Source organism: Xanthobacter versatilis (genome assembly GCF_043193975.1).
GTDB lineage: Bacteria > Pseudomonadota > Alphaproteobacteria > Rhizobiales > Xanthobacteraceae > Xanthobacter > Xanthobacter autotrophicus_E.
On record NZ_JBAFVB010000006.1, the window covers coordinates 202,669 to 219,593 of the forward strand.

At 68.3% G+C, this 16,925-nt stretch carries 13 protein-coding genes; 4 read left to right on the forward strand and 9 right to left on the reverse strand.

Annotated features, from left to right (window positions below; genetic code table 11):
- Positions 1 to 66 precede the first annotated feature (66 nt).
- From V5F66_RS13910 to V5F66_RS13920, 3 genes are all read right to left on the reverse strand, one after another.
- The gene (locus V5F66_RS13910; protein ID WP_394094057.1) at positions 67 to 1,533 is read right to left on the reverse strand and encodes a porin; all 1,467 of its coding nucleotides are present in this window, start codon (positions 1,531 to 1,533) and stop codon (positions 67 to 69) included.
- A 737-nt stretch (positions 1,534 to 2,270) separates the two neighbouring features.
- Positions 2,271 to 3,539, reverse strand: coding sequence for a phosphoglycerate dehydrogenase (gene serA / locus V5F66_RS13915; protein ID WP_394006013.1), 1,269 nt, complete (start codon positions 3,537 to 3,539; stop codon positions 2,271 to 2,273).
- 324 nt (positions 3,540 to 3,863) lie between these two features.
- A complete protein-coding gene (locus V5F66_RS13920) occupies positions 3,864 to 4,751 on the reverse strand; it encodes an SDR family NAD(P)-dependent oxidoreductase (protein WP_394094058.1) in 888 nt (295 codons plus the stop codon).
- Between the two features lie 187 nt (positions 4,752 to 4,938).
- On the opposite strand from V5F66_RS13920, the gene V5F66_RS13925 reads away from it, so the two are divergent.
- A complete protein-coding gene (locus V5F66_RS13925) occupies positions 4,939 to 6,090 on the forward strand; it encodes a polysaccharide biosynthesis/export family protein (RefSeq protein ID WP_041575950.1) in 1,152 nt (383 codons plus the stop codon).
- 13 nt (positions 6,091 to 6,103) lie between these two features.
- Complete coding sequence (locus V5F66_RS13930; protein WP_394094059.1) at positions 6,104 to 7,423, forward strand: hypothetical protein; 1,320 nt, start codon at positions 6,104 to 6,106, stop codon at positions 7,421 to 7,423.
- Positions 7,424 to 7,458: 35 nt separating this feature from the next.
- Here the strand turns inward: V5F66_RS13930 and V5F66_RS13935 are convergent, their stop codons facing one another.
- The 6 genes from V5F66_RS13935 to V5F66_RS13960 form a co-directional block, all read right to left on the reverse strand.
- Complete coding sequence (locus V5F66_RS13935) at positions 7,459 to 8,535, reverse strand: hypothetical protein (protein WP_012115790.1); 1,077 nt, start codon at positions 8,533 to 8,535, stop codon at positions 7,459 to 7,461.
- A 12-nt stretch (positions 8,536 to 8,547) separates the two neighbouring features.
- On the reverse strand, positions 8,548 to 9,840 hold the full coding sequence (locus tag V5F66_RS13940) for a hypothetical protein (protein ID WP_394094060.1): 1,293 nt from the start codon (positions 9,838 to 9,840) through the stop codon (positions 8,548 to 8,550).
- A 1-nt stretch (position 9,841) separates the two neighbouring features.
- A complete protein-coding gene (locus V5F66_RS13945; protein WP_394050675.1) occupies positions 9,842 to 10,657 on the reverse strand; it encodes a class I SAM-dependent methyltransferase in 816 nt (271 codons plus the stop codon).
- A 41-nt stretch (positions 10,658 to 10,698) separates the two neighbouring features.
- Positions 10,699 to 12,009 (reverse strand): glycosyltransferase family 4 protein, encoded by a 1,311-nt coding sequence (locus V5F66_RS13950; protein ID WP_394006022.1) that lies wholly within the window; start codon positions 12,007 to 12,009, stop codon positions 10,699 to 10,701.
- Entirely contained in the window at positions 11,934 to 12,929 is a 996-nt protein-coding gene (locus V5F66_RS13955; RefSeq protein ID WP_081437096.1) for an NAD-dependent epimerase/dehydratase family protein, read from the reverse strand. Before V5F66_RS13955 ends, V5F66_RS13950 begins: the two co-directional genes overlap by 76 nt.
- A 254-nt stretch (positions 12,930 to 13,183) precedes the next feature.
- Positions 13,184 to 14,833, reverse strand: a complete 1,650-nt coding sequence (locus tag V5F66_RS13960; RefSeq protein ID WP_394094061.1) for a glycosyltransferase family 4 protein — start codon at positions 14,831 to 14,833, stop codon at positions 13,184 to 13,186.
- Positions 14,834 to 14,976: 143 nt separating this feature from the next.
- Here V5F66_RS13960 and V5F66_RS13965 point away from each other — a divergent pair, with 143 nt between their 5' ends.
- Positions 14,977 to 16,257: a hypothetical protein gene (locus tag V5F66_RS13965; RefSeq protein ID WP_041575941.1), complete on the forward strand. Its 1,281-nt coding sequence runs from the start codon at positions 14,977 to 14,979 to the stop codon at positions 16,255 to 16,257.
- Between the two features lie 9 nt (positions 16,258 to 16,266).
- Positions 16,267 to 16,923 carry an ABC transporter ATP-binding protein gene (locus V5F66_RS13970; protein ID WP_012115783.1) on the forward strand — a complete coding sequence of 219 codons (657 nt, stop codon included), beginning with the start codon at positions 16,267 to 16,269 and terminating at the stop codon, positions 16,921 to 16,923.
- Positions 16,924 to 16,925: the final 2 nt, after the last annotated feature.

Consider the following 16,925-nt stretch of genomic DNA (forward strand, 5'->3'; position numbering starts at 1 on the left):
AAGACAAAGAAAAGCCCCGGTGGTTTCCCACCGGGGCCTTTCGGAAATCTTCGCTAAGCGCGAGGATCAGAAGTTACGCTGCACGCGCACGCCGCCCGACCAGATGTCGGTGGAGCCGCCAACGAGCGAGTAGGTGTTGCTGCCAGACGCGCTGGTCGAGGCGTAGGCGCCGAGCGGAGCCGAGCCATCCACCTTGCTATAGATCACTTCAGCACCGATATCGAGGTTCTTCACCGGCGACCACACGGTGTTCACGCCAACCTGCCACAGGTTGAAGTCAAGCGCCGCGACGATGTTGTCCGGGGTCTCGTACTTCAGGTAACCGGCATAGAGCGCGGAACGCAGGCCGGGGGTCCAGTAGTGACGGAACTGGCCCTGGATCTGCCAACCCTTGGTCAGCGAGGTGTCGCCGAAGAGGTCGGTCGCCACCGCGTCAGCCACGGTGTAGAACGCGCCGGTCGCAGTGATGAAGCTGCCGACCTGGTTCAGGCTGATGGAGCCGACGCCCGTCGAACGGCCCTGGGCGGTGCCCGACAGACCGAGGTAGTTGGCGGCGCCTTCTTCGTAGCCAGCCTGGAAGAAGATGCTGTCACCCGCGGCGAGGAAGGGGAGCTTGAACTCCACCACGCCGCCGATGGCCCAGCCCCAGGAGTCGCTGGAGGTCAGGCCAGGATAGTAGCCGGCGTAAGCGGGAAGCGTGACCTGAACCTGGTGCAGGGCGCCAGAGAGCTGGGCCGAACCCCAAGCCTGGTCGATGCGCAGGTTGGCGACGATGTCAGGAGCCTGCTGGCCAGCCTGGTAGTTGGTGTAGCCGAGGCCGCTCGCAACGGTGGTGGTACCGATGATGGGCTGGGTGGTGGAGCCGGCCATCTGCACACCGGTGGTGCGGTTGGCGGCGTCTTCCAGCGACAGGGTGGCGGAGAAGCCGTTGCCGAACTGGGCAGTGTAGGCCGCGAGGGTGGTCCAGGTGTTGGAGCCCGACAGCGGCGTGGTCAGCATGTAGTTCAGACCCGTGTCGAAGAACGACTGGGTGTAACCGAACGTGAAGCCGGAGAACTGGATGAAGGCGCGCTCGAAGTAGATGCCCGAGCCGGAAGCAGCGCCGGTGCCGGTCTGCGAGTTCCACTCGGCGCCGAAGCGCACGTAGGAGCGCAGGGTGCCGTAGTCGGTCTGGGTGCGGGCATCGAAGTCGATGGTGCCGCGAACGCGGGTCAGGTAGTCGTTGTCGTCAGAGTCCTTGAAGGGATAGGCAAAGTTGCCCACGCCCGGACCGTTGAAGATGGTGCCGGCGGCAGAGGTGATCGCCGGGTTGAAGGTGCCGACAGCGTTCACATACGTATCGAAGCGGGCGTAGCCGCCGATCTTGATGCAGGTGTCGGTGCCGGGGATGTAGTAGTAGCCGGCGCCGTAAGCGGAGCAGACCTTCACGTATTCGACTGCCTTCGCCTTGACAGGCAGATCGGCGGCCTGGGCTCCAGCGACTGCGACAAGACCCGCCGCGCTGCCGAGGAGAAGGCTCTTCACCATCTTCATTTTAGACCTCCAAGTTTGATCGAGGGAGCGAGTTCCGCTTCGCCGGTGCGGCTGCACCCCGAGAGGGTTCTTGCCCCGATTTCCCACTGCGTCCTCAGACCCCCCGAACACGCAGTGGGCGACCGGGGACTGCCCCCCTTCGTCGCCAAGCCAACATACAAAAGGCGAAACAGTGATCAATCGAAACGGTACCGTTCACGCCCCTCCACGGCCGCTTTCCCGCCGGGTGTTGCAGGAATGGCACTGTTCTCTTAACCTACCTAAATACCTATGCGCGGGCCGGCGCGAACCGCGCCCTAACCCATTTAACGTTATGATCTCTATCTATTTTCGGTTCTGGGACCGCTGCGGCAGCGTCTGTCACTCGCCGGACCTATCGGGCGGTAGCCGGCTCACGAGTGGCACGGCAGCGGGCACCGGTTCCCCGGCCTCACCTGTGGCGGAATCTGGACAGGGAAAAGTGTGCCATTTTCGCCGCGAAGCGCTGCTGTGATTGAACTATCGCAGCGGTAGCATGCGGATTTTGCAGGGCTGCCTGCGCGGAGAATCAGGACCGATTTACCGCCGGGCGCCCAGGCCGGCAGGTATGCGCGGTACCGGCCGGGGCCGAGGGGCCCCTGCCTTGGGGCGAGCGCCCGGGCGGCGCGTTCGATTCGCCCTCGACCCGGGCGACGCACAAGAGGCCATCGGCGGGCACACCTTGCGATCAGGATGCGCCCGCCGGATCGGATCCGGCTTCAGATCTTGCGTTCGTAGAGCAGCCGGGCGCGGATGGTGCCCTCGATCTCCCGGATGTCGGCGAGCACGCTCTGGCTGTCCGCGGTGGAGGCATCGGCGTCCAGGACCACGTAGCCCACGTCCGCGTAGGTCTCCAGATATTGCGCGGCGATGTTGACGGAGTGGCGGGCCAGCACCTCGTTGAGCCGCCCCAGCATGCCCGGCAGGTTGCGGTGAATCTGGATGAAGCGGGTCCCCGTCGGGCGGGCGGGGAGCTGCACCTCGGGAAAGTTCACTGCGCCCATGGTGGAGCCGGTGTCTGAATAATCCACCAGCTTGCGGGCGACCTCGGCGCCGATGCGCTCCTGTGCCTCCTCGGTGGAGCCGCCGATGTGCGGCGTCAGAATCACGTTGTCGAGGCCCTGGAGCGGGGAGACGAAGCGCTCGGCGTTGGAGCCGGGCTCCACCGGGAACACGTCCACCGCCGCGCCGCGCAGGTGGCCCGCCTTCAGCGCCTCGGCGAGGGCGTCGAGGTCCACCACCGTGCCGCGGCTGTTGTTGATAAGGTAGGCCCCCGGCTTCATGGCGGCGATCTCGGCGCGGCCGATCATGCCGTGGGTCGCCGCCGTCTCCGGCACGTGCAGGCTGACGATGTCGCTCTGGGCCAGCAGGGCGTTGAGGGTCGACACCGGCTCGGCCTGGCCGTGGCGCAGCTTGTCGGTGTGATCGTAGAAGATCACCTTGAGGCCCATGGCCTCGGCCAGGATCGAGAGCTGCGAGCCGATATTGCCGTAGCCGACGATTCCGAGCGTCTTGCCGCGCACTTCCACGCTGTTGGTGGCGGACTTGTCCCAGCGGCCCTCATGCGCCGCGTGGGAGCGGGTGGGGATGCGGCGCAGCAGCATCACGATCTCGCCGATCACCAGCTCGGCGACGCTGCGGGTGTTGGAGAAGGGTGCGTTGAACACCGGCACGCCGCTGATGCGGGAGGCGTCGAGGTCCACCTGGTTGGTGCCGACGCTGAAGCAGCCGATGGCGATCAGCCGGTCCGCGGCCTCCAGCACGTCGGGCGTGATCTGGGTGCGCGAGCGGATGCCGAGGATATGGACGCCCTTGATGGCCTCCTTCAGCGCGTCGCCGTCCAGCGCCTTGGGCAGGCGGGTGAGGTTGGTGTAGCCGGCATTGGTCAGCAGCTCCACGGCGCTGTCGTTCACGCCTTCGAGGAGCAGCACCTTGATCTTGTCCTTGGACAGGGAGAGGTGCGGCGTGGGGGAATGGCTGTCGTGCACGATCGCGGCGTCCTTCAGCAATGGATGAGGCGTGGGCCGGGAACCGCGTAACAGGAGGCGCGGCCCGGCTCAATGCTGCCGGAAATTTCGGCGGCTCTCCTCTGGGCTGGCGCATATTTAGCGCTTCGTGACGCCGGCCGGAGGCCCCCGTCGGTGCGACACTTCGGCCGGCGCGGGGCACAACCGCCACATGGCGCAACGACAGGCCCGGGGCGGCAGGCCAGCGCGCAGCCTTGCGCCAGCCTCGACTCGCGAGCCTCGATCGGCGTCGGGTTCGGGCCGATCACGTCAGCATCCGGGGCGCGGCGGCGGATCCTGCCCCCTTCAGTCCCTGGATGCGCGGCGCAGCAGGCGCATCTGCACCCGGGCGAAGCACTCGGAGACGAAGCCCTGAAGCCGGGCGATGGCGCCAAGCCGCCACCCCGGCGCCGACAGGAAGCGGCCGCGCTCGGCGCTGCGGATCATGTGCCGGGCCACCGCTTCTGCCGACAGGGCGCGCCCGGCCCCGGCGAAGGCGGCGATGGCGGCGGGGCGGTGCCGGGCCTCGTAGGCGAGCTGGGGCGTGTCCGTGTCCGGAGGCACGGCGACGGTGACCTGCACCCCCGCCTGCGCCAGCTCCATGCGCAGCACCTCGCCCAGCCCGCGCACCGCGAACTTGCTGGCGCAATAGCCGGAATAGCCCGCGACGCCGAACAGCCCGGCGCCGGAGGAGACGAGAACCACATGCCCCCGCCCCGCCGCTGCCATGGCCGGCGCCGTCGCGCGCACCACGTGGAAGGTGCCGAGGAGGTTGGTGGCGACCTGCTCCTCCATCCGCGCCGGGTCCTGGTCCAGGAAGAAGCCGGGCTCGACGAGCCCCGCCGCCGTCACCACCCACAGCGGGGGACCCGCGCCGGCGATGAGCTCCGCCACTACGGCTTCGCAGGCCGCCCGGTCGCGCACGTCCAGCGGCCGGGTGAGGATGGCGAGCCCCTCCCCCGCCAGCAGCGACCCGGCGGCGGCGAGGCGGGCGGGATCGCGCGCGAGCAATGCGACCCGGCAGCCCCTGCGCCCGAGCTCGCGGGCGACCGCCAGACCGATCCCGCTCGAACCTCCCGTGACGATGGCAAGCGGTTCACGGGCAAGCGGTTCACGGGCGAGCGACTCGCGGGCAACCGGTCCGCCCGCGAGGGACGGATCATCGGCTGTCGGCCCCCCGCGCGCTGCCTGCATCACCTGTTCCGCTCTCATTGCTGCGCCGGCCAACCCCTTGCGCGAAAGCGCCCTGCCGGGCCGCATCCACGCACCATGTTGCACAGCCGCAACGCTCTTTTAAACGTTGTACCGCTAGGTCGCTATGGATGCCTGCGGCATGTATAACTGCCCCATTCTTTGTCGGGCGTATCAGAAGCGGAATCGAATGACGGGCTGGGTTCGGTTTGTCGCCATGGGCCTCCTCGCCGGGGCAGCAGCCGGTTGCACGGTGCTGCCCTCTTCGGGGCCGTCGCGCACCGAAATCGAGATGCAGCAGCCCGAAGATGACCAGCGCTACCTGCTCATCGACGTGGACGACCGCACCCTGCACCTGATGCAGCAGCAGCGCCCGGCCAGCTTCGGCGTCCGCTTCGGCGACTATCGCCCGCCGGGCCGCTACGTGGTGGGCGTGGGCGATTCCATCTCCGTCACCATCTGGGAAGCCGCCGCCGGCGGCCTGTTCTCCGGCCCGGTCATCGACCGGCTGGGCACCGGATCGCGCAGCGCCACCATTCCCGACCAGCAGGTGGCGCAGGACGGCTCCGTCACCGTGCCCTATGCCGGGCGCATCCAGGTGGCCGGCAAGACCACCTCGCAGATCGAGCAGGCCGTGGTGGACCGCCTCACCGGCAAGGCCATCGAGCCGCAGGCCGTGGTGGTGGTGACCCGCAGCGTCAGCAATTCCGCCACCGTGCTGGGCGAGGCCACCTCCGGCGCCATCGTGCCCCTCTCGCCCCGCGGCGACCGGGTGCTGGACGTGATCGCCGCCGCCGGCGGCATCAAGGTTCCGGCCCATGAGGTGTTCGTGCGCCTGAGCCGGGGCAATGCCACCGTCACCCTGCCCCTGCAGCGGCTGCTCAACGATCCCAAGGAAGACGTTTACGTCCGCCCGCTGGACAAGATCGTCGTCATCCGCGACCCGCAGACCTTCACCGTGTTCGGCGCGGCGGGCAATCCCACCGTGGTCCCGTTCGATGCGGTGGGCATCACGCTTGAGGAGGCGGTCGCGCGCGTCGGCGGCCTGGTGGACCACAGGGCCGATCCCTCGGGCGTCTATCTCATGCGCCTCGAGCCGCTCGGCTTCGCCACCCAGCTGCGGCCCGATGCGCGGCCGCTTGAAGCCTACGGCTACGTGCGCGTGATCTACCGCTGGAACATGCGCGATCCCAACTTCATCTTCCTCGCGCGCGGCTTCCAGATCCGCAACAAGGACGCGATCTACGTGGCCAACGCGCCGCTGTCAGATCTGCAGAAGATTACCTCCGTGTTCAATGCCGTCGCCCAGCCCGTGGCCACCACGGTGGCGGTGGTGCCTTAGGGACGCGCCGGCCATGGTCTCCCCGGCGCCAGCGTCCAGCGAGATCCTGAAGGCAGGCTCCCCCGAGGTCGTGGTGGCCGCCGCCCCGCGGTGGCCCGCGCGGGCGCGTGGCGCGCTTGCCCCGGTGGCCGCACGGCTCGCCCGGCTGCTGCCGGCGCGCACCACCGGCCAGCGCAAGCCCCTGGCCGTCCGCCTGCCTGCCCTCGCCGACCTGCGCCGCCGCGGCCTTCAGCTGACGCGGCTCGACCTGGCCATCCTGTCCTTCGTGGTGGTGGTGGCGGTGCCCTCGGTGCTGTCCTTCCTCTACCTCGCCATGGTCGCGGCGCCGCAGTTCCGCTCCGAGACGCGGTTCGTGGTGCGCGGCAATCTGGAAACGGTGGCGGGCGGCGCCAGCCCGGTGTCCGGCTCCAGCACCGCGCAGGTGCCCAATTCCCAGGAAGCGCGCGTGGTGGTGGACTATCTGCGCAGCCGCGCCATGGTGGACGCCCTGCAGCAGCAGCTTGACCTGCGCCGGGTGTTCGGCGTCGCCGGCCGCGATCCGGTGTTCGGCCTTGCGAGCGACGCCAGCGAGGAAGACCTCGTCGCCTACTGGAACCGGCAGGTGCGGGTGAGCCTGGAATCCCTGTCCGGGGTGATCCGGGTGCAGATCCACGCCTTCAGCCCCGAAAGCGCGGCGCTGCTCGGCGCCGCCATCGTGCGGGAAGCCGAAGCCGTCACCAACGCCCTCACCACCCGCAACCGCGGCGACCGCGTGCTCCAGGCCGATGCCGAGGAGCGCGAGGCCTTCACCGACCTCGCCGTGGTGCGCACCTCTCTCGAAGGCTTCCGCAACGCGCAGGGCACCCTCGACCCCACGCGCAGCGCCATCGGCTCCTATGCGGTCATCGCCAAGCTGCGCGACCAGCGCTCCGCGCTCAACACCGACCTCACCGTCGCCCGCGCCCGCATGGACGAGGACTCCCCCGTGGTGCGCGCGCTGAAGGAGCGCATGCGCTCGCTGGACGAGAAGATCGCGGCGCTGGACACCGACCTGCTCGGCCTCGACCGGGAGCAGGCCGGCAGCAGCGGCAACCTGAAGGCTGCCGCCGAGCTGGAAGTGCGCCGCCGCCTCGCCGAGCAGCGGCTGAACGAAGCGGAAAGCGAGCTGCTGGACGCACGGACGCAACAGGCCCAGAAGCAGGTCTATATCCTGACCTTCATGGCGCCGACCCTGCCCGCGGAAAAGGCCTTTCCCTCGCCGTTTATCGACGCGGCGGCGGTGTCCGGCATCCTGTTCGCGGCCTGGGCGGTGGCGTCGCTCTATGTGGGCAGCGTCTACGCCCGCACCCGCTGAGTCCCGGCGTCAGCTCGTCCCCTGCCCCGCGCGGATCAGGCCGGCGTCGGCTCCACGGCGGCCTCGTCGGTCGCCTCGTCGGTGCGCCGGATCGCTTCCCCGAGATCGGCGAAGATCTGCACGTCGGCGGCCAGGAGATCCTGCGCCGCCGGCCAGTCGCGCACCCGCGCCTCCAGATCGCCCACCTGCTTGGAAAAATTCAGCGCGGGCAAGGGCGGCAGGTCGATCTCCAGCACCGCGCGCAGGGTGTCCCAATAGGTCTCCACGCCGTTGAAATGGCCCACAACGTCCATGTCGGCCAGGGTCTGGAGCGCCTGCTCCACGGCGCCGGCCTCCAGGTTCTCGTCGGAGCTGCGGCAGGTCAGAAGACGCGCCAGCGGGCTCGCGATCAGGGTGCGCTCGAACGGGGTCAGCGCGCCGAGCCAGGCCTCAAGGTCAGCCATTTCGGAGAGGTCGGCCTTGCCCAGGCTCTCCACCAGCGGCCGGTAGGTCTCGCTGAGCACCGAATAGGCGAGGTTCGGTGTCTTCACCGCCCAGCGCAGCGCGAGCAATTGCTCGGCCAGCTCCTCGAACGGGTCGCGCACCAGTACCGAGCACTTGAAGCCGCGATCGCGCAGCAGTGGCTCGTAGGTCCGGAAATACAGCCGGCCGGCGCAGAAGATGGACGGCGAGAAGGGGATGCCGAGGATGGAGCGCACCGCCTCCTCCGGCATGCGGTCCAGCCGGGTGAAGGCCATGTGGAAGAGGTCCTGGAACGGCTCGTTCAGCGCCGATTGCGGCACCACCCGGGTCTCCAGCCGGAACAGCTTGAGGTCCGCCTTGGCGGTGGCCGGCCGCCGCCGGTAGATGCGGATATTGGTGGCCTCGTCATAAAGCTCGAGGTCGGCCATGTCCTGCAGGTCGGCCACCGCATGCTGGTCCACCACGAAGCCGCAGATGCCGGTCTCGTGCAGGCCCTGCTCGCGCAGCAGCGGGCGCAGCACGGTGGCGCGCACCACCTTGCGCATCTGCCCGCCGGTGAACACCACCACGTGGGGCGTGCTCGACGGGTTGTCGGGCATGATCCAGCCCACGATGCGGGTGCCGGCGTCCTCGTCGATACTGAACAGCACGCCCCCGCCCCCTCAATGACGATGATCGCGGATCACCGCGACGAGGATCATGGCATTGATCCAGAAGATGCCGGCCAGGGTGAAGACGAACAGCCCGGTCTTCCACCACACCGGCTCGGAGGCCGTCGACGGCAGGCTCGGCGGCACGAACACGTTGACGAAGGCGCTCTGCGCCCGGGCGCGGCGCTCCGCCTCCTGCAATCCGGCGACCGCGATGGACTGCATGGTCTCGGCGAACCGCACCTCCAGCTCCGCCTCCTCATAGGCCGCGAGCGCGCTGACCGCCGTGCTGCCCGACCCGGAGCGGGCGAGGCGCAGCTTGAAGTCGGCGATCTCCTGGTCGAGGGCGTGGACACGGTCGCGCAGCACGCCGGAGGTGGGGCCGTCGGGCGCGGACAGGCGTTCGAGCGCCCGCATCTCGCGGTCGGCGGCGATGCGCTCCTGTTCGAGGCGCAAGAGGCTCTGGCCGAGGGCGTCGGCGGCCTGCACCGGATCCACGGCGCGCTGGCGCGCCCTCCATTCCTGCTGGCGCACCAGGGCATCGGTGTAGCGCACCTGCGCGCGGTCGAGCTGCTCGCGGGCGCGGCCCACGCTCTCGGCCCGGCTGCGGGCGACGATGTCGTTGAGCAGGGCCTCGCCATCCTTCAGGATGCGCTCGGCGATGAGGTGGGCCTCCTCCGCCGAGAAGGCGCGCACCTTCAGCAGCACGATCTCGGACCGCCGGTCCACCGCTGCGGTCACATGCCGGTTCCAGTAGCGCCAGCGCTCCTCCAGGCTCGCCGTGCTGCTAAGCGCGGAGAGCGGATCGATGCCCGGCCCCGAGAACGCCTGTTGCAGCAGGCCGTCCGCATCCAGCCGCGCCACATAGGCGCGGCTGGTGACGAAATTGGTGAGGATGAAAGGCGCCTGGCTCTGCGCCGACCGCCCCGTGCCCCCCAGGAGCGAGGACAGGGACTGCAGGATGCCGGAGACCGCGCCGCGCGCGCCCGAGGCGCCCTGCGTGCCCTGGTCCAGCATGGTGCGCCCGCCCAGGGATTCGCGGATGGCGAGGCGGGCTTCCGAAATATAGACCGGCGTCGCGATGACCCCCGAATAGAGCGCCGCGATCACCGCCGGCAGCAGCACCACCAGCGCGAAGGTCAGCCGCAGCAGGCGGAACCAGCGGGCCGAGGCGGTGGCGCCGGTGCCGTAGGTGCGCGGCAGCCGCCGCCAGTTCAGCATGGGCCGCACGAAGGGGAGCACCGCGAATGCGCGGCTGCGTTCGATCAGGACCCGGATGGGCTGGGCGACGGGAAGCCCGGCCATTCTACCGCGCCCTCAGGACCACGACGTCCTGGAAGTCGTGCAGCGCCCCGGCGCCGATGGCCGCGACCTCGAAGCGCCGGCCCCATTCGCTGTGCACATAATCCTGCGAGACGAAGGTGATGCCGTAGTCATAGGCGGCGCTGGTGAGATGGCCATTCTGCCGAATGAAGGCATAGCCGCGCCCGCCGTGGAGCGTTTCGGCCGCCGCATCGAGGGCATCGGCGGGGATGTCGAGCATGGCGAAGACGCGCTCTTCCGCCTGCGCCCGGCGCAGTGCCTGTTCGCCATGCACCGACAGGAACAGCACGGCCCCCGGCGCCGCCACCCGTGCCAGCTCGTCGAGATAGAACAGGTGGTCGGCCTCGCTCAGGTGGCTGAACACGGAAATGGAGATCACCGCATCGAAGCTGCGGTCGATGGCGGGAAGCCGCCGGCGCGGCCTGGTCTTCACCGCCTGCACATGGGTCAGGTTGCTGTCCACCCAGGCGATGTGGCGGTCGTCTACATCCATGCCCACGTAGCGGCCGCGAAAGCCATGGAACAGCCGCGCCACCCGCCCGACCCCGACCCCGAAATCCAGCACCGAACGGAAGTTCGGCAGCGCGGTGGGGCTCAGCGCGTTCAGGGCGCGCATGAAGTGCACGCCGTGGCTGGCGAAATCGCGCGGCTCGGTCAGGCCGGTGGTGTTGTGCATGAGCTCGGCCGGCGGGAAGGGCGCGATGCCCTCGGGCGGCGCGGACGCATCGGGCGGCAGCAGGTTCTGCGCCAGCCAGGCCTCGAAATCACCGGCGATGCCCTCGCGCACGGGGATAGTCACCGCCAGCGATCGTTGCCCCTCACCACCCATGCTCTCACTCATCAGATGCCGCAGGCGCGGGCATAAAAGTCAGCCACATCCGCCACCATATGGCGGGAGGTCCTTTCATAGTGCGTCTTCGCGCTCATTGCACGCGCAAGGCCTTGATCTTGCGCGAAGAGCTTGAGCCGGGCGGCAAGGTCCGCCACCGAGCCCTTGGCGAAGGTGAAGCCGTTGCACCCTGCCTCCACGAACTCGCTCATGCCCTCCACGTTCGCCACCAGCACCGGGGTGTGGGTGGCGAGGGCCTGGAGCAGGATCAGCGGGCTGTTCTCCACCCAGGTGGAGGGAATGACCAGCAAGTCGATCTCGCCCAAAACCTGCGCGATGCGCTCGATGGAGAAGGTGCCGCGGAAGCTCACGTCGAGGCCCGTCGAGAGGCCGCGCACCTGTGCGGCGTAGGACGGATCCATGCCCTCGTCGCCATGGACATCGAGGGTGAAAGCCCCCTTCGGCACCTCCCGCAGGGCCCTGAGCAGCAGGTGAAGGCCCTTGTGCGGGGCGAGCTGGCCGATGAAGCCGAGCCGCGTCGGTCCGCCGTCCCGCGCCGGCTTGGGCGCGCGGTCGATATCGATGCCGAAGCGGCTCAGCTCCAGCGGCACGCCGATGCTGGTGCGCTTGTAGGCCTCCATGAGAAAGCGCGTGGGCGTCAGCGCCCCGGCGTAGGCACTGTAGGCTGCGGCGAGGTGCTCGGGCCGGTCCTTCAGCGCGGAGACGGTCGGACGCCATCCCGGAACAAGGATCGGCAGGTTCGCGGCCCCGGACGAAACGAGACGGGCAAGGAGGCGCCGCGCCGGATTGCTGGCCGCCGTGCCATCGGCGAACAGGGAGCAGGCCACGCAATTGGACCGCGAGGCGTTGGGTCCGGCGCACAGGCTGCCGTCGGCGGCGCTCAGCTTGTTGTTGAAGCAGAAGCCGAAGAAGTCGGTGAAGGTGGCGACGGTGGGCAGTCCGAGCCGCCGCGTCACCTCCAGCAGCGCCGTGGTGTGGTTGATGAGGTGGCAGACATGGACGATGTCCGGCCGGATGCCACGCAGGATGCGCTCGTGCACGGCGCGCAGGCTCGGCAGGTCATAGGTATCGCGCAGGCCGGTGTTGGGATGGACGTTGCGGTCGATGCGGATGACCGGAATCCCATCGAACGTGTAGCGCTCCACCATCTCCTGCTGGGGCGTCTCGCCGGGAAAGGTCGCGGTCACCACCACCGGCTCGTGCCCCAGCGCGGACAGTTCCCGCGCTAGTGTCCGAGTATAGCTTTCCGTACCGTAAAAATGCTCGGGATAGTAGCAATGGACGAAGAGCGCGACCCGCATTCCGTTTCCAGTTCACTGCGCAACTCGGCCAGCAGCCGTTCGATGCCAAGGTCAAGACTGATGGTCGGCGTCCAGCCCAGCCGCTCATAGGCACGCGTGACATCGAGCACGGAGGCCGCCACGTCGAAGATGCGGGGCGGCGCCTGCTGCACCACCAGGGGGTGGCCGAGGGCCGCCTCCAGCCGCGTGATCACCTCGCGCAGCGAATGGCCGACGCCGGACCCGATGTTGATGGGGCCGGTCACGTGGCGCCGTGCACCGGCGGCGATCATCGCGTCCACCACGTCATCCACGTGGACATAGTCGCGCACCACGTCGCCGGCCCCGAACAGCTTCAGCGGATCCCGGCGCAGGCCGGCGCGGGCGAACAGGGTCACCGCACCCAGGCCTTTCTGCGACTGCTGGCGGGCGCCGTAGCAATTGCTGATGCGCAGCGCCACGCCATCCACGCCGTACATGGCGCGATACTTGTCGAGATAATGCTCCACCATGAGCTTGGAGATGCCATAGGCACTCACCGGCCGGGTGGGATGCGCCTCGCTCACCGGCAGGTTCTCGGGCGCGCCGTAGACGCTGCCGCCCGACGACGCGAACACGATGCGCAGGCCAGGCACATGCCGTGCCGCCTCGAGCATTCGCACCGTGCCGACCACGTTTTCCAGGATGTCGCGCGCCGGATCGGGATCGGCGCTGGCGGGAATGGTGGACCAGGCGAGATGATAAAGGGTTTTCACCCCGTCGAGCAGCTTCGCCCAGCCGTCGAAGGTGGCCAGATCCACCGTCTTCCAGCGCACCTGCGGATGAGCCAGCAGGTCCGTCATCCGCCGCGTCGTCGCGATGACGCCGACGGAATTCCGGGAAAGCCGCTCACACAGACGACGACCGATCAGGCCGTTCGCCCCGACAATAAGTGATGTCATGCCCGCCCTACGGTGCAGCGCAACAAAAACGCATTGCGCAGACCGCCCCTGCTACCAGCCCAGAATCCCCTTTGCACAACCCGAAAATTGACTACACAACCTAATGAAACCGTTGTGCAGCCTTATTTCGCAAAATGCAAAGCAACCGAATTCCCACTTTGGAAACTGTCGGCCTAAACGGTAGCGAAATGCAACTAGGAGCGACGCTTTTTCATTTGCGGCGCGGCAATTCCATGGTCCTTGATGGCGGAATGTCACACTTCGCGGTAAAACTGTGCCGACGGAAAGCCGGGCATCAGGTCCGCGTCCCGGCCGAGCGCTTCGGCATAGATTCGGGCGTAGGATGAGATCATCCCGTTGAGCGCGAAGTGCGGCGCCCGTGCACGGTTGGCGTGCGAGAGGGCGGCGAGGCGATCCCTGTCGTCGAGCAGGGCGATGAGGATATCCGCGAGCGCGGCGCGGCTGGTCCCCAGCGTGGCGTCGTCACCCAGGATCTCGGCGAGCGCGCCGACCTTGTAGCCGGCCACGGCCTGCCCCATGGCCATGGCGAAGGGCGTCACCTGCCCGAAGCTCTCCCGCACCACCGGTGCCACATACAGGCAGAACCGGCGGTAGGTCTCCGGCAGGTCGTCGAAGGAAACGGTGCCGGTGAACTCGAAATTGTGCCGCACGCCGGCGTCGCTCACCCGCGCGTGGAAGACCGGCAGGAGATCCCCGTCGCCGACGATGAGAAAACGCGTCTTCGGCCGGCGCTGCGCCACGTCGATGAGCGGCAGGATGGAATCGTCGTCCAGCTTGTCGCGGGTGAGCCGATAGACCATGCCCACCGTGTCCTCGGCACCGGGCGCGAAATCGCGCGGCGAGAAGCGGTCGAGATCGATGCCGGGATGCACCACCTGCCCGTTGGCGATATCCGGCGCGAAGGCCTGGCGAATATAGTCGGAGACGAACACATAGGTGTGGATGCGCGGATCGCGCAGCGGCGCCACCGGCGTGTTGACGTTCTCCACCAGCACCGCCTCGCTCTCGCGCGCGGCGGCCAGCGCCGCCTCGTACCAGGGGCGGTCGCTCTCGCCCCAGTAATGCAGGTGGACGATATCCGGCCGCACGGAGGACAGGAGATTGGCGAACGCCGCCGGCTGGCTTCCCAAGGGCAGGTGATGCAGCACCATGCCCTCGTGCCGGCCGTTCGGCGGCAACCCGGCGGTGACCACCTGCATCTCGTAGCGGTGGCCCAGCCGCTCCAGAAGGTCCACCACCAGTTGCGTCGAGCCGCCCACATAGACATTGGGAATGACGTGCAGGACGCGCGGGCGCACCGCCAGCGGCGGATGGTGGGGCCGCACCCGGTAGACCACCGACCGGCGCCCGAACATGAGGGCGGAGAAATCGCGCGCCATGTTGCGGGCGATCGCCACCGGACGGCGCTTCAGCCGCCAGCCGCCGGCCCCGTCCGCCACCACGCTCGTGCCGGTGACGACACACAGGCGCGCCATTTCCTTCAGATAGGCAAAGGAGGGTCCCGGCGCGGTGATGAGTTCCCGAAGCCGCACCAGCGGCAGCGGCAACGCGAACCCGGACAACAGGCGGCGCCGGCGTCCCGCGTGCATCTCCTGGACCATCTGCCCGACCAGATTGGCATGGTCCTGCAGGGCCGCGATCTGCGCGCCGAGGGCCGCCTGCGCTTCCATGAGCGCCGCATTCTGCCGTTCGATCCGCTCCAGCCGGGCGCGGAGCGCCGGACCGTCGCTGCCGCCAAGATCAGGGGCGCCAGTATCGGGGGTGACGAGATCGGGAGAGCCGAGATCCGAGGCCCCGTGTTCCGGGCCGCCGACCTCCGCCTCCTCCACCGCCTTTGCGTCATCAGGGCACGTATGTGGCGTGGAAAAACCGGGTCGGGTCATCAGGACCAGTCGAATTCATGCAGATTTGCGGCAGCGCCACCAAGCGTTAGGATAGACATGGAAAGCTGCGGAATGCTAGCTGCCGCAGAGGTTCGGGAAGTGACTGAAGATATGGTCGCCATCGGGTGGGAGAGGGTGGCGCGGTGAACCAGACCGTCGCACGGGTCGAGTATATGGCGCCGCCACCCGCGTCCGCCGAGGCCCTCGTCAAACGCAATGCGCGCCTGCGCGAGGAGCTGCGCCGCCAGGCGCGCGAGGCGCGTCTGCGACAATCGGTCGTTCGGCCCACCAGCGCCGCGTTCTGGAGCGCGGAGGTGCGCGCCATTGCCGCGTTCAAGCTGCCGCTGATGGCAAGCTTCATCGTGATCGTGGTGGTGCCCTCCCTGATCGTGGCCGCCTATTTCATCTTCTTCGCCTCCAGCCAGTATCTGTCGGAAGCGCGCTTCGCGGTGCGCACCTCCGAGCATGCGGGCATCGAGAACCTCTCCTCCGACGCCGCCGCCCAGGGCCTGTCGGAAGTGCAGGATTCCCTCATCATCGCCAATTACGTGAAGAGCCTCGCCGTGGTGGCGGCGCTGGACGAGCGCATCGGCCTGCGCAAGCTGTTCTCGCGGCCGAGCATCGACTGGTTCTCCCGCTTCAACCCGGACCGCCCCATCGAGCGGCTGGAGCGCAGCTGGCGCAGCCAGATCGACACCGCCATCGAATCCCCCTCCGGCATCATCACGGTGAAGGTGTGGGCCTTCTCCCCGGAGGATTCGCTCACCATCGCCGACGCCATCGTCGGCCTCAGCGAGGACATGGTGAACAAGCTCGGCGAGCGCACCCGCAAGGATGCCATCGCCCAGAGCCAGGCCGAGCTGGAGCGCGCCGAGGCCCGCCTGCGCAAGGCCCGCGCCGCGGTGCGCGACCTGCGCAACGAGGTGGGCGTCATCGATCCCGCCCGCACCAACGAGGGCATCGCCAAGCTGCTCGGCGACCTCGAAAGCGACCTCGTGCTCATCGACCAGGAGCTGGGCACCGCCCGCCGCACCCTGAGCCCGGATGCCCCGCAGTTCGGCCTTTTGGAGGCGCGCCGCCAGGCCATCCGCGACAACATCACCGCCCTGAAGGCGCGCCTCACCACGGCCGGCGGTCCCGACAAGGACACCCTCTCCGCCATCATGACGCGCTACGACACCCTCGACCTCGAGCGCCAGATCGCCGAGCGCCAGTACACCGCGGCCGCCACCGCGCTGGAGCAGGCGCGGGTGGCCGCCGAGCGGCAGGGCATGTATCTGGCCACCTTCGTCAAGCCCGTGCGCGCGCAGGAGAGCGACTGGCCCCACCGCTTCTGGATGCCGCTGGCGGCGGCGCTGGCCTTCTGCCTCCTCTGGCTCGTCATCGTCTCGGCGTTCGAGCTGATGCGCCACCTGAAGGCTTGAGGCTGCACGATGATCGTCACCGACCGCCTCACCAAGACCTACTGGACCCACCTCAGGCGCAAGGTGGTGCTCAGCAACGTCTCCGTCACCCTCGATCCGCGGGTGAGCTACGGGCTGCTCGGGCAGAACGGGGCCGGCAAGTCCACCTTCCTGAAGCTCATCGCCGGCACCGAGGCGCCCACCTCCGGACGCATCTACCGCTCGGTGCGCCTGTCCTGGCCGCTGGGCTTTGCCGGCGGCTTCCACCCGCAGATGACGGGGCGGGAGAACATCCGCTTCCTCGCCCGCGTCTATGATGCGGACATTGCCGAGGTGACCGATTTCGTGGAGGATTTTTCCGAGCTGGGGCGCGACCTCGACATGCCGGTGAAGACCTATTCCTCGGGCATGACCTCGCGGCTGGCCTTTGCGGTATCCATGGCCATCGAGTTCGATTTCTACCTGGTGGACGAGATCACGGCGGTGGGCGATTCCCGCTTCCAGCTCAAGTGCGCGCAGGCCTTTGCCGAGCGGCGCACGCGCGCGGGCATGATCATGGCCTCCCACTCCACCGGCACCATCAAGGATTATTGTACCGCCGGAATGGTGTTGCAGAAGGGTCGGCTGATGATCTTCGAGGATGTGAACGACGCCATCGAGGTTCACCGCCAGGCAATGGAGGCCTGAGC